20 protein-coding genes and 4 pseudogenes are annotated in these 25,074 nt (G+C 63.5%); 3 read left to right on the plus strand and 21 right to left on the minus strand.

Features of this window, described 5'->3' with window-relative positions; genetic code table 11:
• Positions 1 to 58 precede the first annotated feature (58 nt).
• The 15 genes and pseudogenes from nifH to NKI58_RS25115 form a co-directional block, all read right to left on the minus strand.
• Positions 59 to 952 carry a nitrogenase iron protein gene (gene nifH, locus NKI58_RS25045; protein WP_023801970.1) on the minus strand — a complete coding sequence of 298 codons (894 nt, stop codon included), beginning with the start codon at positions 950 to 952 and terminating at the stop codon, positions 59 to 61.
• Positions 953 to 1,440: 488 nt separating this feature from the next.
• Entirely contained in the window at positions 1,441 to 2,697 is a 1,257-nt protein-coding gene (locus tag NKI58_RS25050) for a type II toxin-antitoxin system HipA family toxin (RefSeq protein WP_352853839.1), read from the minus strand.
• Positions 2,672 to 2,998 (minus strand): helix-turn-helix domain-containing protein, encoded by a 327-nt coding sequence (locus NKI58_RS25055; protein WP_352825324.1) that lies wholly within the window; start codon positions 2,996 to 2,998, stop codon positions 2,672 to 2,674. The genes NKI58_RS25050 and NKI58_RS25055 overlap by 26 nt, the downstream gene beginning before the upstream one ends.
• A gap of 315 nt (positions 2,999 to 3,313) precedes the next feature.
• Positions 3,314 to 3,748: pseudogene (locus NKI58_RS25060) on the minus strand (transposase); the annotation flags it as partial.
• A 98-nt stretch (positions 3,749 to 3,846) separates the two neighbouring features.
• The gene (locus NKI58_RS25065) at positions 3,847 to 5,004 is read right to left on the minus strand and encodes an NAD(P)/FAD-dependent oxidoreductase (protein ID WP_502898843.1); all 1,158 of its coding nucleotides are present in this window, start codon (positions 5,002 to 5,004) and stop codon (positions 3,847 to 3,849) included.
• Between the two features lie 58 nt (positions 5,005 to 5,062).
• Entirely contained in the window at positions 5,063 to 6,112 is a 1,050-nt protein-coding gene (gene fni, locus NKI58_RS25070) for a type 2 isopentenyl-diphosphate Delta-isomerase (RefSeq protein ID WP_352853841.1), read from the minus strand.
• Positions 6,113 to 6,197: 85 nt separating this feature from the next.
• The gene (locus NKI58_RS25075; RefSeq protein WP_352853843.1) at positions 6,198 to 7,100 is read right to left on the minus strand and encodes a terpene synthase family protein; all 903 of its coding nucleotides are present in this window, start codon (positions 7,098 to 7,100) and stop codon (positions 6,198 to 6,200) included.
• Positions 7,097 to 8,647: a hypothetical protein gene (locus tag NKI58_RS25080; RefSeq protein WP_352853845.1), complete on the minus strand. Its 1,551-nt coding sequence runs from the start codon at positions 8,645 to 8,647 to the stop codon at positions 7,097 to 7,099. The genes NKI58_RS25075 and NKI58_RS25080 overlap by 4 nt, the downstream gene beginning before the upstream one ends.
• Positions 8,648 to 8,797: 150 nt before the next feature.
• Complete coding sequence (locus NKI58_RS25085) at positions 8,798 to 9,796, minus strand: polyprenyl synthetase family protein (protein WP_352571132.1); 999 nt, start codon at positions 9,794 to 9,796, stop codon at positions 8,798 to 8,800.
• 148 nt (positions 9,797 to 9,944) lie between these two features.
• Positions 9,945 to 11,288, minus strand: coding sequence for a cytochrome P450 (locus NKI58_RS25090; protein ID WP_352853846.1), 1,344 nt, complete (start codon positions 11,286 to 11,288; stop codon positions 9,945 to 9,947).
• Positions 11,288 to 12,130 (minus strand): SDR family oxidoreductase, encoded by an 843-nt coding sequence (locus NKI58_RS25095; RefSeq protein WP_352637447.1) that lies wholly within the window; start codon positions 12,128 to 12,130, stop codon positions 11,288 to 11,290. The genes NKI58_RS25090 and NKI58_RS25095 overlap by 1 nt, the downstream gene beginning before the upstream one ends.
• A 171-nt stretch (positions 12,131 to 12,301) precedes the next feature.
• Positions 12,302 to 12,445, minus strand: a pseudogene (locus NKI58_RS25100) (ferredoxin); the annotation flags it as partial.
• Entirely contained in the window at positions 12,429 to 13,718 is a 1,290-nt protein-coding gene (locus NKI58_RS25105) for a cytochrome P450 (RefSeq protein ID WP_352853848.1), read from the minus strand. The pseudogene NKI58_RS25100 and the gene NKI58_RS25105, both read right to left, overlap by 17 nt.
• Before the next feature lie 94 nt (positions 13,719 to 13,812).
• Positions 13,813 to 15,015 carry a cytochrome P450 gene (locus tag NKI58_RS25110; protein ID WP_352853850.1) on the minus strand — a complete coding sequence of 401 codons (1,203 nt, stop codon included), beginning with the start codon at positions 15,013 to 15,015 and terminating at the stop codon, positions 13,813 to 13,815.
• A gap of 175 nt (positions 15,016 to 15,190) precedes the next feature.
• Complete coding sequence (locus NKI58_RS25115) at positions 15,191 to 15,631, minus strand: hypothetical protein (RefSeq protein WP_352853852.1); 441 nt, start codon at positions 15,629 to 15,631, stop codon at positions 15,191 to 15,193.
• Positions 15,632 to 16,699: 1,068 nt separating this feature from the next.
• On the opposite strand from NKI58_RS25115, the gene NKI58_RS25120 reads away from it, so the two are divergent.
• From NKI58_RS25120 to NKI58_RS25130, 3 genes are all read left to right on the plus strand, one after another.
• Positions 16,700 to 17,233 (plus strand): peroxiredoxin, encoded by a 534-nt coding sequence (locus NKI58_RS25120; RefSeq protein WP_352571083.1) that lies wholly within the window; start codon positions 16,700 to 16,702, stop codon positions 17,231 to 17,233.
• Between the two features lie 68 nt (positions 17,234 to 17,301).
• Positions 17,302 to 18,738, plus strand: a complete 1,437-nt coding sequence (gene rpoN, locus NKI58_RS25125; protein WP_352853853.1) for an RNA polymerase factor sigma-54 — start codon at positions 17,302 to 17,304, stop codon at positions 18,736 to 18,738.
• A 58-nt stretch (positions 18,739 to 18,796) separates the two neighbouring features.
• Complete coding sequence (locus NKI58_RS25130) at positions 18,797 to 20,014, plus strand: MFS transporter (RefSeq protein ID WP_352571079.1); 1,218 nt, start codon at positions 18,797 to 18,799, stop codon at positions 20,012 to 20,014.
• Between the two features lie 236 nt (positions 20,015 to 20,250).
• Here the strand turns inward: NKI58_RS25130 and NKI58_RS25135 are convergent.
• The 6 genes and pseudogenes from NKI58_RS25135 to NKI58_RS25160 all read right to left on the minus strand — a co-directional run.
• Positions 20,251 to 21,007, minus strand: a pseudogene (locus NKI58_RS25135) (ABC transporter permease); the annotation flags it as partial.
• Between the two features lie 137 nt (positions 21,008 to 21,144).
• On the minus strand, positions 21,145 to 21,765 hold the full coding sequence (locus tag NKI58_RS25140) for a nitrogen fixation protein NifQ (protein WP_352853854.1): 621 nt from the start codon (positions 21,763 to 21,765) through the stop codon (positions 21,145 to 21,147).
• Between the two features lie 357 nt (positions 21,766 to 22,122).
• Positions 22,123 to 22,338: pseudogene (locus tag NKI58_RS25145) on the minus strand (IS5/IS1182 family transposase); the annotation flags it as partial.
• A gap of 113 nt (positions 22,339 to 22,451) precedes the next feature.
• Positions 22,452 to 22,664, minus strand: a complete 213-nt coding sequence (locus tag NKI58_RS25150) for a hypothetical protein (RefSeq protein ID WP_352571075.1) — start codon at positions 22,662 to 22,664, stop codon at positions 22,452 to 22,454.
• A gap of 100 nt (positions 22,665 to 22,764) precedes the next feature.
• Complete coding sequence (locus tag NKI58_RS25155) at positions 22,765 to 23,916, minus strand: porin (protein WP_352571074.1); 1,152 nt, start codon at positions 23,914 to 23,916, stop codon at positions 22,765 to 22,767.
• A 317-nt stretch (positions 23,917 to 24,233) separates the two neighbouring features.
• Positions 24,234 to 24,890 (minus strand): antitoxin Xre/MbcA/ParS-like domain-containing protein, encoded by a 657-nt coding sequence (locus NKI58_RS25160; RefSeq protein ID WP_352571072.1) that lies wholly within the window; start codon positions 24,888 to 24,890, stop codon positions 24,234 to 24,236.
• Between the last annotated feature and the right edge of the window lie 184 nt (positions 24,891 to 25,074).

Consider the following 25,074-nt stretch of genomic DNA (forward strand, 5'->3'; position numbering starts at 1 on the left):
GCGCCGTTCTTTGAAAGGCGCGCCAGGTCAAGGCCGCGCCTCGTGTCGGCAGCGGTCGTTACTGTGCGGCCGCCTTGGCCGCTTCCTTGACCTGAAGCTCGGCAAGCATCTGCTCGTCAGTCTTCATGATGCCGAAGTCGAGCAGCATGTCCTCGAGCTCCTCCATGGTGATCGGGGTTGGAATGGTGCCCTGGCCCGAATTGGCATGGATCTTCTCGGCTAGTGCCCGGTATTCCCCGGCCTGCTTGGAGTCCGGCGCATACTGGATGACAGACATCTTCCTGAGTTCGGCGTGCTGGACGATGTTGTCGCGCGGCACGAAGTGGATGAGCTTGGAATTGAGCCTGGAAGCCAGCGCTTCGGCGAGGTCGAGCTCGCGATCGGTTTGGCGCTCGTTGCAGATCAGGCCGCCGAGCCGCACGCCGCCCGAATGGGCGTATTTCAGGATGCCTTTGGCGATGTTGTTAGCGGCATAGAGCGCCATCATCTCGCCGGACATGACGATATAGATTTCCTGGGCCTTGTTCTCGCGGATCGGCATCGCGAAACCGCCGCACACCACATCCCCGAGCACGTCGTAGGAGACATAGTCGACATCGTCGTAGGCACCGTTCTCCTCGAGGAAGTTGATCGAGGTGATCACGCCGCGGCCGGCGCAGCCGACACCCGGCTCAGGGCCGCCCGACTCCACGCATTTGATGCCTTTGTAGCCGACCTTGAGCACGTCCGCGAGTTCCAGGTCTTCCACCGAACCTTCCTCTGCCGCGAGGTGCAGGACCGTATCCTGCGCCTTCGCGTTCAGGATCAGGCGGGTAGAGTCGGCTTTGGGGTCGCAGCCGACGATGAGGATTCTCTGCCCGAGGTCGACAAGGGCGGCGAGCGTATTTTGGGAGGTGGTGGACTTGCCGATGCCGCCCTTGCCGTAAAAGGCGATCTGACGCAAACCTGACATGTAGCTTTCCTTCCTTCGTTCCATTCATCGCGGCTGCCGCGACATGAATTTCGGTCGGGCAGCTGTCGCCGCCTCGCACCCAAGGATCTCAAGACTCGTGCCAATTTGGCTGATCGAACCGAAGAATAATTTCATGGTTGCTTTTCAGGGATTTAGCTTGAGGCCAAAGAAAGGATCGTCGGAACAAGCCGTGTATCGGACCCGACAATGGCGACACAAAGCGTCGGAACGCGATCCTCAGTCACCGCCTTCGTTCGAACCGCATCGTTGTGTTGAGGTGGGCGAACAGCATCTTGACCCTCTAGCGTTAATTGCGGGATGCTGCGAACTCTTCTGTTTCGGCGAGCTGACGTGCCTGGTCTCGCGTGTCCTCATCGACACTGCGCGGAATCTTGCGCGCCACGCTGGCATACCATCGGATCCACGGCCATCCATCCGGGGCCACGGGCGGATAATTCGGCCATATCACCAACCCAAGTGGACTCGGCTCACTTGTCGGCGCAGGAGTTCAGTATCGGCGTCATCGCCTTCACATGTTCGTCGATCCGCTCGAGCACTTTCGCTGCGACAACGTCGCGCTCAGGCAGATGCCACCAGTGCTCGTTGACGAGTTCGACGGTCTCGACCACTGCCTTCAGGACTGCCGGCTCCGGAAGCCTTGCACGGTTCGCAAATGCTTTCCATCGCGGTGCTGTTAGCGCCTTGAACGAGCGCTCCCCTCCAAGCGAAAGCGCCATGGCGTCGGCGGGAATATATGGCACGGTGGACAGGACGTCGTAGATTGGTGCAAGCGCCGGCTTGTCGCCGTTTCCGGGATAGATCACCGACCAGTTCTTCAGGTGCATGTCGCCATTGCCGGTAATGACGGTCAGTGCCAGGCGGCGGACGAATTCGAGAGCCGCCGTAGGCGAGACGGCCGCGCCGAGGGCCGAGGCTATGTCGTGATAAGCGGCCCCCTCATATTTGCGCGAGGGATAGACGCCGAAGACCTGAGCGAAATCCTCAATGTGAATCCTCTCGCCCTCAGCGCCGCGATCGAAGCGTTTGACGAGAAGGACCTTGCCCTCTGACAGCGTGTTGAATTCTTCGGGAATATCCTCGAAATCGGACTTCTCGACAAGTTCGCGTTCAGGAACCTCCATGCCGATTGCTGCTGCCAGCGCCAGGTTGGCGAATTCGTTCTCGGAAACTCCCCGAAACGCCGTCGAAGGGAACTTGGCGATGTACCGGCCCTGCTCGTCGTCCATCGGCAAGGTAAGGTCGCCGCCTTTTCCAGTGTTCTTCATGACCGACAGCTTCATCTGCACGCCGGCAAGTGAAAACCGTGCCTTGGGCTTATCCTTTGAAGCATCCTGCGAAACCGCTATCGCGCCGTCACTGGGCAACGCCCGCACGGCTCCCGGCAGATCGGCGCCCAGCGCCGCTAAAAGATCGAAATCATTGCCTGGCCGCACATTGCCTTCGTGGTGCTTTTCCATCGCCTCGCGCAATTTCTCCTCCGGCAGGAGGTTCGCGAAGAAAGCGGGCAAGGCGCCCGCAAGAGGCTTCGGATCTTTCCGCAATCCTCCCGTCGCTGCCCGGAACGATAGGCTGAAAACCGGAAAGCCGCCCGTCGCGCGGTAGGCCTCATCGAAGTTGAATGCATTGAAATCGCCCGGCGTCCTAACGATTGTGCCGATCTTCAGTGCGTTCAAGAGCACGTCCAACGACGGGATCGTCTTAGGTGCGCGAAAGACTGGAGCCATGATCGTCATCGTCAGGTTGAGAAACAAAGGCGGGTCGATCGTCGTCATCATGCGGACGCAATAGAGCCTGGACAGCCGGCACCATGACTTGCGGAACCAGCATCATTTCCAGACCGAGCGCGCGAGCGATATTCATGAGCGTCGTCGCACGCGCCGCTGCGGCTCCCTTTTCGATGTCGCGATAGCGGGGACGGGATATACCCGCCAAGTCAGCGACCTGCTCCTGCGTCATGGCAGCGGCCAGCCTCGCCTGCCTGAAAAGCCCACCGATTTCGCGCAGAATTTCCGATTCAGAGTCCATCATGATACCTATACGATCTATTCCAATGCGCGATGATACGCAAAGGTACCTCGTCCAACGAGCAAGTCAAAACTTTTATGATCTGTTCGCGTATCATATATGAAGATAATGATATGCAAAGAGATCAATCCTTCTTCGAGGATCTCTCAGGCTTTAGCCCCGCACAGCGAACGGCGTTCCTCCGAGAACAGCTGCTATGGCCACCGGGCTCCTCTGATGGGGCCGCCGCCGGTTTGCCAGGCTTCTTGCGGCCTGCGGCCTGGCGCTGCTCTTCTTTTCGGCCTCGATCCGGCGCTCTTCGTGCGCCGCCAGCTTGGCCTCGGCTTCCAGCGACGCCATCGCCTGCTGGATCTTGGCCAGCCGGTTCTGCTTGTCGCCGGCCCAATCCGGCATCTCGTCGCCGCGCTTGTCCTTGCCGAAAGTCACGTCCTCCTCGGCATCCGCGGCCTCGGCCGCCGTCAGCATGCGAGCGACCTCGGCTTTCAATTCCAGCTCGCGCTTCTTCATGCGCTCATAACTCATCGCCTTGTGTTTCGACGCGTTCGCCTTGATCTTCGTGCCATCCAGCGCGACATGGCCGAGTTTGACCAATCCTGCCGTCTCACACAGCTTCAGAACCTGCACGAAATAGCGCCTCGAGCGCTTTCAAATGCCGCTTGCGGAAGTCGCTGATCGTCTGGAAATGCGGCGGATCGAGCGCCACGATCTCACAAAATCATTCCGTTCGCGGCAGGCCCTGGCCGGCTGTTTTCGCCAGCTTTGGGCCATCGACCGCCTGTCGCGTTCCTTCGCCCCCCTCTGTCCCTCCAGCATCAAAAGGACCGTCGCGGCGCACCCGCCCTTCCTGCTCAAATCACATTTAATTCCCGAAACGGCCGCCCGTCGGCGATCCGGCTGTACCCGAACGCCGAGCAATCCACCGTGCGATAGCCGCCATGCACGATCAGTTCGGCCAGCGCCTTGCCGACCGCCGGAGCCTGCTGCAAGCCGTGGCCGGAAAAACCGTTGGCGAAGAGGAAATTGCCGACCTCCGGGTGCGGGCCGATCACCGCATTCTGGTCGAGCGTGTTGTAGTCGTAATGGCCGACCCAGGCGCGCGTCGGCTTGATCGCCTCGAAGGCCGGAATGCGGGTCGCCAGCACCGGCCAGATCACCTCTTCGAACAGCGGCCAGTCGGGGTCGAAGTCGGCGGGGTCGGCCGGTCCTTCGCCCTCTTCCGGCTCGGCGCCGCCGGTGATGTAGACCGAGCCCTCCGGTCGGACATAGATGCCGCTCGGGTCGACCAGCAGCGGCATGTCGTCATATTTTTCGCGCGCCTCGAAGACGAAGACATTGCGCTTGCGCGGCTCCACCGGCAGCGCCAGCCCGGCCATTGCTGCCACCTTGCCGGCATTCGGCCCGGCGGCATTGACGACGGTGCCGGCCTCGAGCCGCTCGCCATTGTCCAGAAATACACCAGTGACGCGGCCGCCTAGCCGCTCGATACCCGTCACCGACGCCGTGATAAAGTCGACGTTCTTGCTTCGCAGTGCCTTGCGGAACAGCATCAGCATCGCATGCGCGTCGAACCAGCCTTCGCCGCTGCGGCCATAGGCGCCGGCGGAAATGCCCTCGACCGACAGCCACGGAAAGCGGCAGACGAGCGCCTCCGCATCCTCGAGCACGATGTCGCCGCCCTCGGCCATCTGCGCTTCGTGGTTGGCCCGCAGGATCGGCAGCCCGTTCTCGCCGGCAAGGATGAGATAACCGCCTTCGCGAAAGCCGATATCGGCGTCCGCGCCAAACTCTTCCCTGAGCCGCCGGAATAGTTTCAGCGTGAATTGCGACAGACGGATGTTTTCCGGGATCGAGAATTGCTGGCGGATGGAGGCGCAGGACAGTGTGGTCGCCGCATGAGAAAATTGCGGGTCGCGCTCGACAAGCGCGATCGAGCCCGAAAACCCCTCCTCGCGCAGATAATAGGCGACCGAGGAGCCGACGGTGGCTCCATATGATGATGTCGTAATGCACTTTTTCGCTTCTCCAGTTCTAGGCGCCCGCCGCCACGTGCGGGCGACGCCGGCATCAACCGGCGGGCAGATGTGCCGAGGGCAACAAGCGCGCCTGACGCAACGCCGCCAGATCAGCCGAGCCGGTGCAGAAGCAGGCGACGGCCAACTGGCGGATGACGATCTCGAAATGCGCGACAACCGCCTCGGTGGATAGCGTAGCCGCGCGCAGCACGCCGGCCGCCTGCCCGGCGATGTCCGCGCCCAGGCGGATGGCCTTGGCCACGTCGACGCCGTCGCGGACCCCGCCCGACGCGATTAGCTTCACCCTTGGCAGCGCCCGACGTACCGCCTGCACGCTGGCCCGGGTCGGAATCCCCCAATCGGCGAACGCCATCGCCACTGCACGGTCGGCGGCATCGCGGGCGCGCTCGCCCTCCACCGCGGCCCAACTGGTGCCGCCGGCGCCGGCGACATCGATCGCCGCCACGCCCGCGTCGACGAGCGCACAGGCCACCGAAGCGGACAGCCCCGACCCCACTTCCTTGGCCACGATCGGCACGCCCACGCTGCGCGCGGCGCGAGCGATCTGCGCCAGGACGCCGCGCCAGTCGCGGTCGCCCTCCGGCTGTACCGCTTCCTGCAGCGGATTGAGATGAACGATGAGTCCATCGGCCTCCAGCGCATCCACCGCCCGGCGCGCCAGGTCCAGGCCGTCGGCCTCGCGCAGTTGCGCGGCGCCGATATTGGCCAGCAAGGGAATGTCTGGGGCCAGGCGGCGCAGGGCGCGCGTCAGTCCCTGGGAGTTGCGGGATTGCAGGCTCACGCGCTGCGAACCGACGCACATGGCGATCCCCAAGGCTTGCGCTGCCTCGCTCAGATGCCGGTTGATGGCCTGGGCACGTGGCATGCCGCCGGTCATGGAGCTGATCAGCAGCGGCGCGCGCATGGTCTTGCCCAGCAGCGAGGCGCGCAGGTCGATCTCCGTCAGGTCCAACTCGGGCAATGCGCAGTGTTCGAAACGGATGTACTCCCAGCCGGCGGCGACCGTGGCCGGCGCCGTTCGCTGATCCAACACGATGTCCAGATGGTCGTCCTTGCGCCGGCTCAGGGCGGTGTCGCTCATGCTCGCTCCATCCGTGGCATCGGGCGACGGCGTTGCGTCGGATCGGACCGACGGCAGCGCGCGCACGCCGCCGCCTCCCGCGCGTTCAGGCCGGCGCACGCTGGCCTCCCCCCGCAGCGTCGCTGCGGTAGCGGCTGGTCGAGGTCTGGTAGTACTGCGCGCGGATGGCCGCCATGGCCTCGATCAACGGTCCCCACGGCGCGGGAAAGCGTTCTTCCGCCATCACCCGGTGCAGCATGCGCGTATGGCCGGCCAGCTCGTCGTTGAGGAACTCCACCACGGGCATAGCCGGATAGCGCTGCAGCAGCAGGATCGCCGCGTTGTCGGCCTCGCCGGCCGACCTATCCTTTTCGCGTCCATGCAGATCGTTCTGCAGGCGCCCTATCGCGGAGATCAGCCGCAGGACCTGACGAAACGCCGGACGCGCGCGCAATGTCGCCATGTCCAGCCCCCACAGCAACGACAGGCAACAGAACACGTTCGTGTAGGCGATCGCATCGATGCCGTTGTGCAGGTACTCGGCGTAGGACCAGCGTTCCGCCCCTGCCGCCTGCGCGTGTCCGGCGCGCAGCGCCGCGCAGTAGCACCGTGTATCGTCGAGAAGCTGAGCATAGTCTCGACGATCGTAGGCGAGCGCGGCCAGCGAAGCGCGCAGCACAGCGCAGCCCTCGAATCCGGGGAACGCGCACGGCACGCCCTGCCCCAGCGCCTGCTCCACCGCGGCGAGCTGCTCCGGCGCGATCAGGCCAAGGTCGTTGCAATCGTCGAGCCAGAACAGCAGCGCCAGTTCGCGATAGAACGCCACGATCAGCGTTTCGTCCTGCGGATCGCGGCCGGTGCGGGCGCTGGTGTCGTGCAGGCTCGGGTGGATGCGCTGCAGGATGTACTGGCCGCCCCTGACCGCTTCCACGGCATGCTCGTCGGCGAAACCGGTCAGGGAACGCCCCCACTCCAGCACCTGCTGCAGCGCGCGATCGGTCTGGATCATGGCGCCGCTCCTGCTCCCTCGGCCAGTACGCGCCGCCCCCAACGAAGCGCCAGCCACAACCCGGCGAGTTCGGCCACGCGCACCACCCGGGTGGGGCAATACAGTTCCTTGCCGATCCACAGCGGCGTCTGCGGCAATCCATGCGCCGCGTGGCGGGCGAGCATCCACTCCAGCGCACGCGCCACCGCCTGCGCGATGCGCCGGCGCCCTGTCGGCTCTTCGCTCCCGTCCATCACGTGCAACGCGAACAGCGCATAGGCGGTTTCCTCGAATGTGGACGCGCGACCGGCGCCCCAGCCGCCGTCGTCGCGCTGCGCCTGCAGCAGGGCCGCCAGCGCGCGCTCGTCGCGCCACTGGGGCTTGCCTTGCGCCAGCGCAGCGACCGCATGCGCGGTGGGATACAGCCACGAAACGTGCCATTTTTCGTTGTTCCATAGACCGTGCGGGTTGCGATTGGCCTCGACGTAGGCGCTGGTGCCGGCGGCGGGCTTTCCCAACATTCGCAACGCATGCAGGGCATGGATGTTGGTCGACACCGAGGCATTGCGCTCGCCGGGGAAGGTGACGAACAGCTCGCCGATTTCGAAATGGCGCAACGCATCGACCGCCGGGTCGCGGCCTGCAAGGCGCAGGACGCACATCGCAACGGCGGTGTCGTCCGCATCGGCCGCGAAGTGCAAGGCCGGGCCCAGATCGCGCACGCCCAGGCGGGCGTCGAGCTGCGCGACGATCACTTGCACCGCCTCGGCGAGCGCGGGATGCGCGAACAGCCCGGCCAGATGCAGGGTGTACAGCGACCAGCATGGCTCGAACACATTGATCGGCCAGACGTTGGGAACGACACCTTCGATGCCGCTGCGCGTCGCCCGCGATGCCGCCTGCAGATACGCGTCGGCGCGCTCGACCTGCGGCGTGCTCCCCTGTGTCACGGCGTGCGCACGCCACGCGGCGGTGGCCGCCGGACTGATGCCGATGCTGCCGTCGTCATCCGGGCACGCGGTGGTCGGCGACGTCCCCCAGGCTTCCCAGGAGTGCAGCAACGGATGGCCGCTCGGCAACGTCGCCACCGCCCCCAGCTTGACCAGGCGTGCTTGCCGCAACGGCAACAGCGCCGGGTGGCGCGGAAACGCCACGCCGCCGAGCAAGGATGCGGCCTCGCCGCACAACTGCGGCAGGATCAGCTCCGCGCCGATCGGCGCGTCTTCCGGCACCGCATGCGCGTAGGGATCGGGCTGGCGCTCGAGGAACCGGGTTGCAGCCTGGACTGCGTCGGCAGCGCCGGGAAGAGGATCGGCACGCTGCAATGTCAGCAACGCCGCCCACGTGGGCGCATGGCGGAACAGCGGGAAGTCCGCGCTTCCCCATCCGCCATCGGCCTGTTGCTGCGCGATGAGCCACCCGTATGCGTCCTGCCGACCGGTGACGTTGCCGTGGAACTGCAGAGCTCGCGCCGTGTCGTAGACGGACGGACCGACGCTGCCGCCGTCGCTCATCTCGCTCAGCAGGTGGCGCAAGTCGGAAAGGATCTGTTCGGACAGCGCGTTCACGCGGGATGTTCCTTCTGCAGAGGGTTAACGGAGAACCAGGATCGGGCAGACGCCGCGCACGTCGCCGCGGACTCGGACACAGTGCAGCATGCACCGCTGCCGCCGGCCGATCGCAGCGGCACAGGGGCGACTCCATGCGGAGGGGCGCGCTCATGCGCATGGCGCGTGCTTGAACAGATACGCGTTGACCCGCTGCAGCATCTGCGCCAACCGTTCCGCACGCGGCCCCAGCGGGGCGATGGCCTCCTCGGCGTCGCGCAACAAATCCAGCGCGAACTGGCGCGCTGCCTGCAGCCCCATGATCGACGCGCAGGTCGGCTTCTGCGCCGCCGCGTCCTTGCCGGGGGTCTTGCCCAGCGTCGCAGTATCCGCTGTCGCGTCGAGAATGTCGTCGACCACCTGCAACGCCAGGCCGAAACAGGCGGTGTAGCGATCGAGCGCACAGTACAGCGCAGCGTGCGCGGCATCCTCCGCGATGGCGCATAGCGCGCCCATGCGAACGGACGCGCGCACTAGCGCTCCGCTCTTCATCCGGTGCATCGCCACGATCCTGTCCAGCTCGGCGTGCTTTCCGACCAGCGACAGATCCATGGCCTGCCCGCCTGCGGCACCCTCGGCGGACACGGCCTGCGCCAGTTCGCGCACGAGCGCGATACGGTTGTCGCCCGGCGCATCCAGGCTCGCCAGGGTCAGGAACGCGTGCGCCTGCAGCGCATCGCCGACCAGGATCGCAGTGGCTTCGCCGAACTTGACGTGCACGGTCGGACGGCCGCGGCGAAGCACGTCGTCGTCCATCGCGGGCAGGTCGTCGTGGACCAGGGTACAGGCGTGCATCATCTCGATGGCGGCGCCGACGTCGTCGAGCATGTGCGCCGGCGTGTCGGCCAGTGCGCCGGCAGCCAGACAGAGCAAGGCGCGGGTGCGCTTCCCGCCATGCAAGGTGGCGTAGCGCATCGCCGCCATCAGCTCGGTCTCACCGTCGTCTTGGGCGCAGAGAAGACGCGCCAGCGCCTGTTCGAGCCGCTTTGCGCCGTCCTGCATCCAGATCTCCGGCAGCAGCCTGGCGGATGCGCCGCGCGCCTGCGCGCCCAATCCGCCGGGCGCAGAAACGCCAGTTCGGTCGTCGTGTAGCGTGGAACCGGTCTGCATGTTGTTCATGTCCTTGTACCTGACACGGCCACGGCGAGCGCCGAGCCGCCGCGGTGTTGCCGGCGTCGCACCGAGCGCGCGCGCCGAGTGCAGCAATGTCGCGCGTCGCCGGCGCCGCTGCCCGCCACACGGGGCATGCGATGCCAGCTCATGAGAATCCGATGCGGATTGTCATGGACGGATGTGCGGTCGGGTAATAGCGCCGGCCTTTTTCGACGCCGCTCAGCAACCGCGGCCGCACCCCGGCCTGGTGCATGGTCAGCGCCAAGGCGATGCAGAACTGCACCATTTCCAGCCATACCAGGTGGTAGCCGATGCAGACGTGTGGGCCGGTACCGAACTGCAGCATGTCCACCGGCCGGATCGGCTCCGTGCGATGCAGCCACCGCGCCAGGCGGAACTGATCAGGCGCCTCGTGCAGCAGCGCCGAGGTCGAGAAATGCAGCAGCGGGATGCACAGATGGGTGCCCGCGGGAATGCGCCGTTGGCCGAGTTGCAATTCCTGCAGCGCGCGACGAGGCAGGAGCGTGGTCGCCGGATGCAGGCGCAGCGTCTCGCGGAACAGCGCCTCGGCGACCGGACACTGCGCCAGGTCCGCGTGCCGGGTCGGCACCGCGCCCACGCGTTGCGCCTCCTCGACCAGGGCGTCCCACAGCACAGGCTGCCGCGCCAGCTCGATCACCATCCAGGCCATCGTCGAGGCAGTGGTGTCGTGACCGGCAAGCAGCAGCAAGCGGATATTGGCGACCAGGACGTCATCGGAGAGCCCATCGTCGCTGCGGTCGAAGACGCTCACCATGTCGTTGATCAACCCGGTGCGCGCAGCATGCGCGCGCGCGTCGCGAACGAACTGGCGCAACTGCGCGTCGATCCAGTCGCGGGCGGCGCGGCCGCGCCGCAAGGGCAGTCCGGGCAGGTCGACCGGGGGGGCGACGATCAACTGCAGCAGTTGCCGGTACTTGCGATGCCATCCCGGCAGGTCCTGCGCGGGGATTCCCATGAGGCTGAAGATGAGCTTGAGCATCAGGTCGCCGGTTTCGCGCAGGATGGTTGCCTCGCCGCGGTCGCGCCACGCCTGCACCCGCGCCCGGATGACGGGCGCGAACAGGTCGCCGATGCCGGCCTGGGTCAGCCCCTTGGGCAGGAACGCCGCCTTGATCGCATCGCGCGCCTGCCGGTGCGCGCCGCCGTCCTGGGCAACCAACGTTCCGCCAAGCAATTCGGGCGCGATCTCTTCGATCAGCGCCGAGGACACGTCCTTGTGCTTGAGCAGTGCGAACGCTTCCGGATCCACGCAGGTCATCAGGTGTCCGGCAGGGCCGAAATCCAGCCAGAAGTGGCTGCCCAGCGTCCGTTCTGCGCGCTGCAGCAGGCGCGGCAGGTCGCAGACAATGGCGGGAAGATGCCCGACCAGGGGGAAAGCGCCAGGCATGACCGGGATGTCGCATCGCAGCCGGTGCCGACGGTTGAGTGGGTTGAGCAGCATGTCCATCAGCAGCGCGCCGCCGCCGCCGATTCGGTGTCGCCGGCAGGGCGCGCGGCGCAGCTGTTGCCACCGTCGGCGTATGTCGGCACATGCGCCAGCATGCCGCCATCGATGCACACGACCTGGCCTGTGATAAACGCAGCATCGTCGGAGAGCAGGAACGCCACGAGCGCGGCCACGTCCTCGGGGCGGCCGACGCGCTGCAGGAGCTGGTGCCGGCGCAGATGCCGTTGCATGCACTCGTCCAGCTTGGCGAGGAGACGCTCGGTCATGACGAGACCCGGCGCAACGGCGTTGCAGCGGATCTGCGCATGACCGTATTGGGTGGCGAGCGAAGCCGAGAGCATGTTCATCGCCGCCTTCGACGCGGCGTAGGACGTCTGCGCCGTGTCGCCGCTGAGCCCCTGGCACGACGACATGTTGACGATCGCGCCACCGCCGCGGGCGATCATCCGTGGGATGGCCTGCCGGCAGCAGAGCAGCGTGCCGCGCAGATTGGTCGCCATGGTCTGGTCCCAGACTGCCAGGTCCAGGTCGAGGATCGCGCGGTCGCGCGGGGTCAGATGCATGGCGCTCGCATTGTTCACCAGCAGGTCGACCCCCCCGAAGTGCCGCTCCGCCGTCTCGAACAGCGCTGCCACCGCCTGCTCATCGGCGATATCCATGGCTATGGGCAGCGCGTGGCCTGCTTCGGCCGCGATCTGCGCGGTGCAGGCGATGGCCGCCGAGCCATCAATGTCGGCCACCACCACTCTGCCGCCCTCGCGCGCGATGGCGAGAGCGCATGCCTGGCCGATGCCGGCGCCGGCGCCGGTCACCACGGCCACCTTGCCTTCAAACCGTCCCATCGTGTCTACTCCTGAATTGCATTGGTCTTTCGCAGCATGCCGCTCGGCCTCCGCCGGAGAAGGCGCAGGGTCGGCGCTGGCGCGCTCGTCATGGCCAGCGTCACTTTCGATGACCCGAATGGCGGCGACCGGGCACTGGTTGGCCGCAAGCCGCACGGCGGCGTGCAGCGCCTGCGGGACCGTCGCCACGCACACTTCGGCCACGCCGTCCGGTTCGCGCTGGCGAAAGGTGCCCGGCAGCGTCAGCACGCACTGCCCGGTAGTTCCGCACAGATCCTGATCGACCAGGACGCGCATCTCAGCCCTCCTGCCCATGCAGCCGCACCGGCAGCGCGCGGAACGTCCTAAGGAACGCGGAGGGCTCCCGGGTCGGCTGCTCGGCCAATGCCAGCGTGGGGAAGCGCGCCTGGATCCGCGGCAGGCTCTCGGCCAACTGCACTCGGGCCAGTTGCGCACCCAGGCAGAAGTGGATGCCGTGGCCGAAGGTCAGCATGATCTTCCCGTCGATCGACATGCCAGGACTGGTGCCGTAGAACCGCACGGGATCGAAGCGGTCGGGATCGGCGAAGGCGTCCGGGTCGCGATTGCCGGCCGCGATCAGCACGCGCACGTCCGCGTTCTTCGGGATCACCACGCCGCCCAGTTCGATGTCGCGCTGGGCGATACGCGGAATGGAGCTGAACATGGCGGGCGCGTCGTAGCGCAGGGCTTCTTCGACGAATGCCTTCACCCCCACGGCATCTCCCTTCAGCCAGTGCCGCTGTTCGGGATACGCCAGCATCGCCAGGACCGCATGGCCGATGGCCGCGGCAGTGGTGGCGAAGCCGCCCAGCAGCATGCCCCACAGCATGCTGATCAATTCCGCATCCGACAGCATCTCGGCATCGTCGTCGTGTGCGCCGACCAGCATTGACACGATGTCGTGGCGGGAATCGGTGCGCTTGCGCTGTATGAGGTCGCCGAAGTAGGCCTGCACTCTGGCGCTGGCCGCGTCCGCCGCAGCGAGTTGGGGATCGCTGGCGTGCGGGCTCAGGCCTTCCAGAATGGCGCTGATGCCGGTGACGAGCCCGAGAATGTCGTCCGGGGGCATGCCGAACAGTTCGCCGAAAACCAGCATGGGCAAGGCCAGCGCGAATTCCCGATGCAGGTCCACCGCCTCCCCGCGCTCCAGCGCGGGCGCCATGCCGTCCAGGCGCGCTGCGACGATGCGAGCGATGGTCGGCCTCAGGTTGTCGATCTGGCCCATGGTGAAATCGCGCGAGATCAGCCGGCGCAGACGCGTATGCGTCGGTGGTTCCTTCATCGCTAGCGTGGACGCCAGCAGATTGAGTGACAGGCTGGTCGCCGCACGCGGGAAATAGCGCGCCAGTTCGCCCGGCGCCGGTCCCCGAAAAGCATCGCCCGTGGCCTTGAGCGCCCAGTAGATGTCGGCGTGGCGGCTCAACAGAAAGAGGCCCGACGCCGCGCGATGCACCGGATCGTGCTCGCGCAACCACCGCATGAACGGATACGGGTCGTGGATGCACGCTGGCGACGCCAGTTCGGCGAAGGCGTCCCGGCATGCTGCCGTGGTTTCTTGCACGTCCATCTTGGTTACCTGTTGGCTGGCTGATCTGACCGGCGCGCGCCAGGCGCGCCGGCAAATTGCGGAGAAGATCGCGATTCCCGGCGGCGTCCGCGAATCACCAGAGCACTGGGAACTCCTCGAACCCGCCAGTGATGATCTCCTTGCGCAACTTCAGTTCTTCGGGCGCCACGGCCAGGCGCAGCGCGGGAAAGCGCTGGAAGATGGAACCGAACACCACCTTGAGTTCCAGCCTGGCCAGCGCCGCGCCGATGCAGTAGTGCGGCCCGTAGGAGAACGCCAGGTGCGGGTTTTCGTCGCGTCCGATGTCGAAGATTTCCGGGTCGTCGAAATGGCGCGCATCGAACGACGTCGCCGGCAGGCCGACAAGCACCTTGCTCTCCGCAGGAATATCCACGCCCGCGATGGTCACGTCGGTCCTCGGATAGCGCATGATGCCGTCCCAGCCCGCGCCCGGCGGGTACATGCGCAGGATTTCCTCCACCGCCTTGTCCACCAGGGATGGATCGCCGACCAGGCGTTCGCGCTGTTGCGGATGGCGGAACATGGCCAGCAGGCCGAATTCGATCTGCGCGACGGTGCTCTCGTGCCCCGCCACCAGCATGCCCGTCGCCAGGCCGATCGCCTCTTCCTCGGTCGCCTTGCCCTGGTCGACCGCCGCGAGCAGATCCGTCAGCAGGTTGTCGCCAGGATCCTGGCGCTTGTCCCGCATCTTGCCGCGAATGTAGGCGCGCAGTTCTTCCCAGGCCAAGCGCGACGCGCTGCGCGGGCCGCTTTCATGCTGGTGCGTCATCACCTCGTCGGACAGTCCGGCGAAAAAGGCGTGATCCTCGTAGAGCACGCCCATCAGCGCGCTGATGACCATGGCCGGAAGTGGAAAGGAGAGGTGGCGCCGCAGGTCGGCGGGCTGGGGCTGGGCCGCCAGTGTCTCGAACAACTGCGCGGCGATCACCTCGACCTGCTGCGCGAGCAGCTTCACCCTGCGGTTGCTGAAGGCCGGCGCCACGATCGTGCGTAACCGGGCATGCTCGCCCCCCTCGTGCGAGACCAACCACCCCGGCGATCCGAGAATCACCGAATCCGGGGTGAATGTCGCGGGCGGCATTCCCGAGGGCCGGAACGCCGCGTCGGACAGCACCGCCTTGGCTTCATCGTAGCCTGTCACCCACCAGCCTTCGTGCCCGGACGGGAAGCGCACGCGGTGGATCGGACCGTTGGCGCGTTGCGCCAACATCTCGGGCGAGGGCTCGATGTGATCGACGCGCCACATCGGCAGCGTCGGCAGGGGTTGTTCGGACATGGTGGCACTTGATCTCTAAGCGATGGAAGGGCGGAAGGTGACCGGCAGGCGCTGCGGGCAGCGAATGGCTTAGGAAGGCATGTAGACGACGTCCTCCGCAGCGTAGCCCGATTCGATTATCAAGATCGGCCAACGTGTAACTGCCTAGGCATACCGCGGGGCGAGATGCAGAACGTTATCCTGCGCCTTCGAGTTCAGGATAAAGGCGAGTGTGGCGGGCCTTTGAGTCGCAGCCGGCCATCAAAATTTCCTGCGCAAGGGTCGACAAGGGCGGCGAGCCTGTTTGGTAGGGGGCGGTCTCGCCAAGGCCCCCCTTCCCATAGAATGCTATCTGATGCGGATTTGACATTTTGCTTTTCTTTCTTCGTTCCATCGATCGCGGTGCCATCCACGAAATGAAGGTCGGTCGGCAGCTCCCGGCCCGCAACGAAGGAGCTTCAAAACTCGTGCCAATTTGGCCGACCCAGCAGAAGAAAAAATTGTGATTGCTTTTCATCGGGTTAGCCTGAGGCCAGACAAGAGCTCGGCGAAATAGGCCGGTGTCGCGGGCCAACAAAGGCGACAGAACAGTGTCGGATAGTACGCCTCGGCGACCTTTCGGTCGGGCTTGCGACATTCTGGTCCAGTTTCGAACATAAGAGGGTGGCAAATAGACACGATTGGGGAATTCGATCCTCTCAGAACAGAGCGCTTGCCCAAGACCGCACGCTCATGGTTGCTGCAACAGCGCGTGTTCGCGATAGACCGTGCCTGCGCACGCAAGAACGCGCTAGCGGGCAGACGCTACGCAATCGCTGCAGTCCCCGCCAGTGTGAGTAGTGCATCGGCTCGGCTTCCGGTTCGTCTTTGCCCAGCCGGTGCGGAAGCGCCGAATCTCCGCACCATACAGCACCGTCGTCAAGTGTGGTGACGGGGCAGTTATAGCGCGCGCCCGATCTCGGCGAAGACACGGCCTCCGAGAGAAAGGGGGCGGTCCAAAAGCATCTCTATTCGAAATGGCACGCCGCTTGCTGCTCCTGGTTAGAGCCCATCAAACCACGATGAAAGCGACTTGCGCCATGCCTGACACACGAAGCTCTAGACCGTGGCCTGAGGAGACGGTGCCCGTTCCCGCTGAACATCGGGACATCGTCTCCTCCGGTGGTCCGTGCTCGGTAGCCGCTTTGCGCACGGCTGGTCCGATGCCGGCACGCCAACACATGGCGCTCGCGCAATTGCCGTTTACCGGTTCTGATCAGCATCTGAGTGCCCAAGAGCCCCATCAAAGAGCCACCGAAGCCAAGGTCGGCAGGTCACTGGCAAATATCGACAATACGCCGAACCAGCTCAGTAACGCGGGTCTCTTGCGGAAAGTCACATTTGAGGCCTCCACATGCTTCCGATATTGGCTACTTCGGGCCCGCTATCACTTTTTCCCGGGCACGAGCGCGAGCGATGGATGCCGCTTCCGGCGCCATAGCCGTGGAAAGATTGCCCCAGCGGCTCGACAGCCTCCACTTGCTCAGATCGATGGCGTTCGGGTGACGAAGACCAGCAGCCAAGACGTTCCCCTGCATCGGGATGGAAAAAGGAGGGGGCGAGCCGCGAGGGCCTCATTTCATGCCCGGCATACGAGCCTTTGCTCGGTATTGCGCCAGCCTCTGCCAGAATCCGGCGCGCCAGTTTTTTCCTCAGGAGCAAGTTGATGACCGTTCAAAAGAAGGTTCCCTTCGTCACATTTCTCACGCGTGTTCGCGATAAGTCAGTCCAGGGCCCAAATCCATATCGCTGGGAAGAAAAGACATCTGACGACTACTTTGCCGGCAAGCGCGTCATCCTGTTCTCGCTGCCTGGCGCATTCACTCCGACCTGCTCGACCTACCAACTCCCCAATTTCGAAAAGCTCTATGATGAGTTTGAGAAGGAGGGAATTGACGCGATTTACTGCGTCTCCGTCAACGATGCCTTCGTCATGAATGCGTGGGGGAAGTCCTTGGGCCTGCAGAAGGTCGAGCTCATCCCCGATGGCTCAGGCGAGTTCACACGCAAGATGGGCATGCTGGTCGCCAAGGACAATCTCGGCTTCGGGATGCGCTCCTGGCGCTATGCCGCCCTGATCAACAATGGCGTGGTGGAGCAGTGGTTCGAGGAGGAAGGTTTCTCCGACAACTGCGAGGCCGACCCCTATGGCGTCTCATCCCCGCAAAACGTTCTCGAAACGCTGAAGGCCGCCGCATGACCTAGAAAACGTCTCACTCGTGCCATTACCCACCCCAAGAGGCTCATCGATAGGATATCGCGCTCACCATGCAATCCTCAGCAAGCCTGCTTCAGCGCCAGAAGCAATCCATGGTCGCATCGCCTCAACTCATTGAGTCGATTCGCTTGCTGCAACTGGCGCATACTGAACTGCATCAGTTCGTGGAGCGGGAAATCGAGAAGAACCCGCTCTTGGAATCTGCGTCAAACGATGGCGGGCCTTTTGGCGATGTTTCGAGTTCGGGAGCGGATCAGCCTATCGGCCCACGCGCAAACGCCGTTGACGGACCGACCGGGGGCGGGTCGCCTGAACGGCTCGGGCAATGGAAATCACTTCGCAACACGACCAACAACCCGCCGGGTAATGGCCCTTCCCTCGACGAGTTTGCCACCCTCGCCGAAACATTGCACGACCATGTCGCGCGTCAGATCGCCCTCACTGCGTTCACACCACAGGAGCGGCTGATCGCTGGCCAGCTTGCCGCCGATCTGGAAGACACTGGCTATCTTCGGGCAAACCTTTTGGAGCAGGCCGAGAGCCTGAACGTCCGGGAGGCTGATGTGGAACGGGTTCTCGGAACCTTGCAGCACTTTGATCCACCGGGAATTTTTGCGCGAACTCTCAGAGAATGCCTCGAGATCCAGTTGCGCCAGCGAGACCGGTTCGACCCGGCAATGGCAGCTTTGGTTGCCAATCTTGAAATGCTTGCGCGACGCGATTTTCAGGCACTGAAGCAGCATTGCGGCGTCGATGAAGACGACCTTCTCGACATGTTGCATGAGATTCGTGCGCTCGATCCCAAGCCTGGAAACCGGTTCCAGTCTGGTGCGTCGGAATCCATCATACCCGACGTGTGGGTCACGCCCTCGCCGGGAGGCGGATGGCAGATTGAACTTGATCCGGCCACACTGCCCAAGCTGCTGATCAACCAAGCCTACTATGCCGAAGTCTCGCGTCACACCGCCCAAAATTCGAAAGATCAAGCATTTCTCAACGAATGCTTGCAAAACGCGAACTGGCTGATCCGCAGCCTCGATCAGCGCGCCAAGACGATTCTTAAGGTTGCGGCTGAAATCGTGCGCCAGCAGGATGCCTTTTTTGAACATGGCGTCGCCCACCTGCGGCCTCTCAATCTCAGGACCGTCGCTGACGCGATCGGCGTGCACGAGTCGACGGTAAGCCGGGTGACCTCCAACAAGTACATGCTTACCCCGCGCGGAGTCTTTGAACTGAAGTATTTTTTCACCGTCGCGATCGCGTCCTGCCAAGGCGGCGATGCGCACTCCGCCGAAGCTGTCCGCTATCGGATCAAAGCGATAATTGCCGCAGAATCTCCCGGTGCCGTGCTTTCCGACGATGACATCGCTGTCCGGCTGAATGAAACCGGCATCGATGTTGCGCGCCGCACCGTCACAAAATATCGCGAAGCAATGAACATCCCCTCCTCCGTGCAACGCCGCCGGGAAATGCGCTTGTGTTTTTAGATTTTGGGTCAAGGCAGCCAACATCACGTTGCATTGCATCAAAGTGGAGACTTCGTTCATGACCCAATCCGCAGCAGGCGTCATGGACGCTGTTCTGCACGACCCAGAAAAGCCCGTCCCACCGTCTGGTCCCGCATGGGGTGCGGTCATTTCGCTTTCCTTGGGCACCTTCGGGCTGGTAACGGCAGAGTTTCTGCCTGTCAGCCTGCTCACGCCCCTCGCGCATGATCTCGGTATCAGCGAGGGAGCGGCTGGACAGGCGATGACGGCGACAGCTATCGTCGGGGCGATCTCGGCGCCGACGGTGGCCATCATCACAAAGCGCCTGGACCGCAGGACCGTCATGTGGACCATGACGCTGCTGCTGATCCTGTCGGACGTTCTGGCGGCCGGCGCGTGGTCGCTGGCGGTTCTCCTGACTGCACGCGTCGTGCTCGGCATTGCGCTCGGAGGCTTCTGGTCGATGTCGGCAGCACTGGCGATGCGGCTCGTTCCAAGCCACCTCCTGCCGCGCGCTATGTCGATCATCCTCACCGGCGTTTCCGTAGCTACCGTCTGCGCAGCTCCAATCGGCGCTTATGTCGGCGATATCTGGGGATGGCGAAGCGCCTTCATGCTCGCCGCAGCCGGCGGCGGCGCTACACTGCTCGTGCAACTCATAACCATTCCGAGACTGCCTCCGATTGGAGTGGCTAGCTTCCGCAGCCTGCTGGATGTGGCCAAGATTCCGATGGTCAAAATTGCGCTTTTGGTCGTCCTGCTGGTCGCTTCCGGCCACTTCGCCGGAATCACCTATATCCGCGCCTTCCTCGAGAAGATTCCCGCGCTGGATGTCGAGACGATCTCCCTCGTGTTGCTGGCTTTTGGCATCGGCGGATTCTTCGGCAATTTGGCCGGCGGGCTTCTGGCCGAGTACAGTCTCAAGGCAGTCGCGGCCCTTGCACCGCTGCTCATAGCGATAGCCGCTGTTTCGCTGCTGACGGCGGGAGCATCGGCCTTGGCCTCGGCGATTGCTGTTGCCGCGTGGGGATTTGCCTTCGGCGCGGTGCCAGTGGGATTGCAGACGTGGATGGTACGGAGGGCCGTTCCCGAGCAGGCCCAAAGCGCCGGTGTGCTGCTGGTCACAGTATTCCAAGTGGCAATCGCAGCCGGCGCGATTTTCGGCGGACTATTGGTGGAGAATGCGGGGATTACCAGCGCCATTGCCTACAGTGCTGTTGCCACCTTCGTCGCTGCCCTCATAGTGTTCCTGCTCGGCCCGAAGCGCGAAACCTAGACCGCCTGACAGGAGAGATCTCAGCAGCGCAGCGGGACGAGAGATGCAATCGCATGCACGGCGCGGCGCGATCCTCCGCATGATTACTTTGGCGGTTGCAGGCTTCGTTTCGCCGAGCGTATAGGCCGACTGGATCGCCGCCGCGGCAGCCTGTTCCGAGGTCGGCCTCCGATCTCGCATGGACCAGCGCCAGCGCCCCGCTGGCTTCACCTCCGGGCCATGGCGACCTTCGCCGCCAGACAGGCGAACCTCGCCGGCACCGGTTTCCATTTGGCGACGATGAGCGCTGCCAGTACGATGGAACCCTTGCTGGCGGTCATATCCTTCACGAAGCCGGCATTCTGGGGGAGCGACAGCTACGCGCCGGCCATGCCCGTCAGAACGCCGATGAAGATGCCGCACGATAGCGCAGCCAGGTCACCGAAATGCCAGTGGTATCAACGGCGCCCGGATTTTCGCCGACCGCGCGAAGCCCTAGGCCGAAGCGGGTGCTAACAGCACAACCAGGTAGATGGCACCATCAGGGACGCGACATAGACCAGCAGCGAATGGTCGGATAGACCGGCCCGAGCACCGGCACGCTGCGCACCGCTTCGGCGCTGGGCACAACGATCGAATCGCGAGTCTTCAGAGAGCGCCGGCGCGCGCCCTGCCGGAACCAGGCCTGGACGAGAATGATGGTGGAGCGCGGCAGCGATGAAACTGATGGCGACGCCGAAGACGATCTGGTCGCCGCGATGGGTGATCGAGGCGAAACCGTGCACCAGCGCGAAAAACACGGCGGTGGCCACGGCGGCGCCCAGGCCGAGCCGAGCCTGTAACCGCGGCCGCCGAGGCGCCGGCAAAGGTGCCGGCCAGCATCTTGCCCTCGAGCCCGGTGTCGAAGACGCCGGCCCGCTCCGAATAGAGCCCGGCCAGGCAGGCGAGCAGCAACGGCACGGAGAACACCAGTTGCTCGGCGGCGATGGTGCGGGTCGGGTCCTGCTCCGCCATGATGACGGCACCGCCGAAGGGAGCATCCAAGCAACCGGACAGCAGATTCAAATCCTCGAAGGCGTCGGTCGACATTCGACAAGAGACATATGGCGCGGCGCGAGCCCAGGCGCTTGTACGACTGACGAAAGCGGCTCTTAATCCAAGGCCATGCGGTTCTTGATCCGTGTGAGGCGGCTTTCGCCTTCCTCCGGGCCGAAGCAGCTTTCGAAATCATTGCATTCCCGGCAACTGGGCGCGCTGCACAGCGAAAAACCTTCGGCCTCGCAGAGCTTGCGGTAAAAGTACTTCTTCCATTTCATATTTTGGGTGTTGCCGGCCGCCAGCGTCGGAAAATGCGAGGCGAGCAGGCGGCCGAGCTCGGTCCGATTAAAAAGGCCGAGGTCCTGCCAGAGATGGTCATTGCGCATGGCACGCCGGGCGATGATCTTGGCGAAGCGGGCGCTCGCCTTGTCGCCCGGCCGGGCATGCTCCAGCAGCAGTCCACGCAGAGGTTCTTCCTCCAGATCCGGCTCGGGCTCGCTCACCTCTTCCAAGGCAAACGCGTTGATTGGAATAGCAGGGAAACTGCGGGCCAGGACATCGCGCAGCTCGGCGCGCGAAAGGCCGGTTGCCTCCGTCGCCGTCGCCTCGCCGGCCTCGATCTCCTCGAGCGCACTTGAAAGCACACAGGCAAGCACATGCTGGTCGAACCTCCTCTCCAGCTCGATCTGCGGCCATTGGCCAGTGCTGAGCCGGGCATAGTGTTGGGCAAACATGGTGCCGTTCTCCTGGTTTGTCCTATCAAGTCATGCAGCGACCGGGCGGCCGCAACATGGGTCGGGCAGTTCTTCGGGCAGAAGCGGGCGCCAGGCTCCGCAGCCAATGCAAAGGTCGGCAATGGTCGAGAACCATGATCATGCGATCGAGCTCGCCGTCGAAATCGTATCCTCGCCGCCGCAGACGCTGAGTATTTCACCGAGCGGGCGCAGCCGATCCAGGTCCTGCCATCGATAGCGGTCAGATATTGCGCATCCGTCTGAAGCCCTCACAAGGTGTGCGACAGCAAGGTGAACGCTGCGCTCCGGCCGGAGGCCATAGGAACAGCGATTGAAGCCGGGGCAAGGCATGTCTGATCGAATGTTCGTCTTCGCCTGTCCGGCGACCGTCTTGATCCATCCGAACCGCCTCCTCAATGCGCTTGCGGATGCGCTGGCTGACCGCATAGTCGCTGTGCCGCGTCGTGCGACCGTCGATCGCCGAACGGCGCCCGTTGGTGTTCTGCGCCACGTGCGGCGTCACCTTCATCAAGCGTAACTCGTGAAGTCCTGCGCATCGTAGGCCTTGTCGGTGGCACTGGACGTGGCGCCCACCTGCTGGCGCGATTCCCCATCAGGTCGTCTGGGTTTCGCTGGCGAAAAAAACTTCCGCGTGTCTCTGCGCGATCCATCCCGCTTGCGCGTGCCTAGTCAACCAAAAAACTGACCATCTGCAGGATCAGGATCAGCAAAAAAAAGCCAAAGGCAGACGCCAAAACAGCTGCCAGCAGGACGATGCGTTGTTTCTTACCCACAGTTCCCCCGGGAGAGAGTCTGATGATAACCGTTAAAAAAAGGGCGCCCGGGAACAGGGCGCCCTTCTCATCGACGAAATGCTCGGATTGGAGGTCCGTGATCAAGCAATTCGCCGAAACCTCTACAAGCCTCACCACAATGGTTCAGCCGCGAATTGAAGGCTCGCAGTTACCGCTTCGAACGCGGCAACGGGCTCTTCAATCCTCAGAACGAGCGCTGGAAGCGGAGGAGACCGCCGACGCTGTTCTTCTTGTCGGCATTGGTCCAGTTAGAGAAGTCCACATCCCCGAACTTGCCAGCGTGGAGATAGTCGACTTCGGCCGTGATCGTCAGACCAGGAACGATATCGTAGGCGACATTGGCGGCAATGCCGAGGTTCTTCCACTCGTCATACGCCGCCTGAAGGTTGAAAGAGGTCTTCTCGTTGAACTTGTAGGTGCCGCCGCCCCAGACGGCCCAGTTGCCACCCCACTGCTTGTAGAAGCCGCGGCCGCCGGCAGGAATGGCGTAGGTCCCATCGGTTAGGTTGTCGTCGGTCCCATAGCCAGCCATAATGAAAAGGGACAGTTCGTTGGTGGCGTTCACATCCAAGCGGACCTTGCCGGCTACCTCTTCGTAGTTGCTGTCGTAAGCCACGACGCCGCTGATGGCGCCCCAGCCCTGCGTGTACTTCACGCCGCCGACAAGATGCGGAACGTAGCTGTCGATCGTGCCGACGACGCCAGAACCCTCTTCGAGCGATACCACGGCGGAGAAGCCATTGCCGGCGTCGAAGTAGTACTGCACGACGTTGGTGTCGAAATCGCCGTAGGGAACGAGCGTATCGTTGAGGACGTTGCCGGCATAGCCGATAAACGTATCGAACGCCGATTCGTCCTTGCCGACGCGAAGGCCACCGAGCTGGATCCAGGCGAAGTTTAGTGTGATGCCCCTGTTGAAGGCATAGTTCTGGGGACTGTCGGGACCCGAATAGGCGTTGCGGTTACCGAAATTGAATTTGGTCTCGGTGTATGTCTTCAAAGTACCGAGTTCGGTTTCCTGGCCGGTCCAAGTCCTTAGGTCAAAGCGGGCGTTCTTGCGCCAGGTGCCCTGGTCGCTGCCGTCTTGGACGTCGTGGGTCCGCGCCCCGTCGTAGGAGCCAACGTCGCCAGCGCTGATGTCGTAACGGACATAGCCGCCGATGCGCAGGCAGGTTTCGGTGCCGGGGATGTAGAAGTAGCCCGAGCCATATACGTCGCAGATCTTGACGTATTCAGCCGGTTCCGGCTCGGCGACCGTCACCGCGTCGGCGGCGCGAGCACCGGAAGCTGCGATCAGAGCCGCAGCTGAGCCGAGAAGAAGGCTCTTGATGTTCATACTTTATCTCCATTCAATGATTTGAAAAGGGCGAGGACGTCGATGGACGAACCGCTCCCGGTCCCCACGATCGAAAAAGATGCGCATCGCGATGCATCCTTCCCGGCTCGAACGCTATTCACCGGGGGAATTAGTGCAAGTTCAAATCCCGTTTGTCAGCCACATAACGAAGTACAGTTGTATTTTTATCACTGAATCTTCAATATTACTTGCACAAATTGGACAACTATACATTTGCACAAATCGCGCAATTGGTACAATTGGTGTTTACGCACGTATAGAATGTGCGCGAGCAGCCACCGGCGTCCGGCCAATCGTCAGATAGGTTCAATCAGAGAAATAGCCTGGGCGGCCGATGAAACAACTTCTGTGTTCATACCTTCTCTGAGCAATTCGATAGGGACGCGACCCTTGAGAAGCGGCGAGGGGCTGATCAGCCACAGCCAAGCCAATCTGGGATCGGAGATCGAGGAAAGAACCTGCCTGATTCCGGGCATAGGCCTGCCGTCGATGAACTGAGCCAGGGGAAATACATGCTTACGGGAGCCTCTCCGAAAGGCAACCACATCATTGTGTTGCTGCCACCAATACAACGTGGATCGCGGTATTCCAAAACGTCTCTCGAGATGCGTCGACCCGGCAACTGGACCGGCCCATTCTGCAATGCGCGCGCCTTCTCTCGGGCAATCTTTCAGAACCGGATGCCCGAGCGGATGATCGGCTGGCCGGGGTCGCGAAGCGATCTCACCCGCCTGGGCGTTTAGCCGTCGCGCTGCTTCGGCCTCGAGCCTACCAAGAAATTCGGCGGCCACGGCGGTCAATTCGTTGGAAGGAGAACCCGAAGGCGCAACAGCAGCCTTGTCACCCTGCTTCGCCTCATCGCATTGGGCAAGAATGCGCTGCACCTCCCTCATGACAAAGCTTGAAAGCTCGGTCTGGCGCTTTTCATCCCCAAGATCACTCGACGCGGACATATGTGGCTTTCCCAATAGCATTCCCTCAGCAAGCCGCCGAAAGAGCGTTGAAGACATGAAGTTTGGAGGACGGCGATGTGTTGCGTCTTCGTTTGCCCGCGACCTAGCAACCGTCTTGCGGTTTCAACTTGTGCCTCTCAATAAAAAACGGGAAGAACGTCGATGGACGATCCGTCTTTGTCCA

The organism is Mesorhizobium sp. M0522 (assembly GCF_040321085.1).
Classification (GTDB): Bacteria; Pseudomonadota; Alphaproteobacteria; order Rhizobiales; family Rhizobiaceae; genus Mesorhizobium.

Coding starts and splice junctions, on each gene's coding strand:
- nifH (WP_023801970.1), bottom strand. CDS start 952: ATGTCAGGTTTGCGTCAGATCGCCTTTTACGGCAAGGGCGGCATCGGC.
- NKI58_RS25050 (WP_352853839.1), bottom strand. CDS start 2,697: ATGGCTCCAGTCTTTCGCGCACCTAAGACGATCCCGTCGTTGGACGTG.
- NKI58_RS25055 (WP_352825324.1), bottom strand. CDS start 2,998: ATGGACTCTGAATCGGAAATTCTGCGCGAAATCGGTGGGCTTTTCAGG.
- fni (WP_352853841.1), bottom strand. CDS start 6,112: ATGAGCGACACCGCCCTGAGCCGGCGCAAGGACGACCATCTGGACATC.
- NKI58_RS25075 (WP_352853843.1), bottom strand. CDS start 7,100: ATGATCCAGACCGATCGCGCGCTGCAGCAGGTGCTGGAGTGGGGGCGT.
- NKI58_RS25085 (WP_352571132.1), bottom strand. CDS start 9,796: ATGCAGACCGGTTCCACGCTACACGACGACCGAACTGGCGTTTCTGCG.
- NKI58_RS25090 (WP_352853846.1), bottom strand. CDS start 11,288: ATGGACATGCTGCTCAACCCACTCAACCGTCGGCACCGGCTGCGATGC.
- NKI58_RS25095 (WP_352637447.1), bottom strand. CDS start 12,130: ATGGGACGGTTTGAAGGCAAGGTGGCCGTGGTGACCGGCGCCGGCGCC.
- NKI58_RS25105 (WP_352853848.1), bottom strand. CDS start 13,718: ATGGACGTGCAAGAAACCACGGCAGCATGCCGGGACGCCTTCGCCGAA.
- NKI58_RS25110 (WP_352853850.1), bottom strand. CDS start 15,015: ATGTCCGAACAACCCCTGCCGACGCTGCCGATGTGGCGCGTCGATCAC.
- NKI58_RS25115 (WP_352853852.1), bottom strand. CDS start 15,631: ATGTCGCAAGCCCGACCGAAAGGTCGCCGAGGCGTACTATCCGACACT.
- NKI58_RS25120 (WP_352571083.1), top strand. CDS start 16,700: ATGACCGTTCAAAAGAAGGTTCCCTTCGTCACATTTCTCACGCGTGTT.
- rpoN (WP_352853853.1), top strand. CDS start 17,302: ATGCAATCCTCAGCAAGCCTGCTTCAGCGCCAGAAGCAATCCATGGTC.
- NKI58_RS25130 (WP_352571079.1), top strand. CDS start 18,797: ATGACCCAATCCGCAGCAGGCGTCATGGACGCTGTTCTGCACGACCCA.
- NKI58_RS25140 (WP_352853854.1), bottom strand. CDS start 21,765: ATGTTTGCCCAACACTATGCCCGGCTCAGCACTGGCCAATGGCCGCAG.
- NKI58_RS25155 (WP_352571074.1), bottom strand. CDS start 23,916: ATGAACATCAAGAGCCTTCTTCTCGGCTCAGCTGCGGCTCTGATCGCA.
- NKI58_RS25160 (WP_352571072.1), bottom strand. CDS start 24,890: ATGTCCGCGTCGAGTGATCTTGGGGATGAAAAGCGCCAGACCGAGCTT.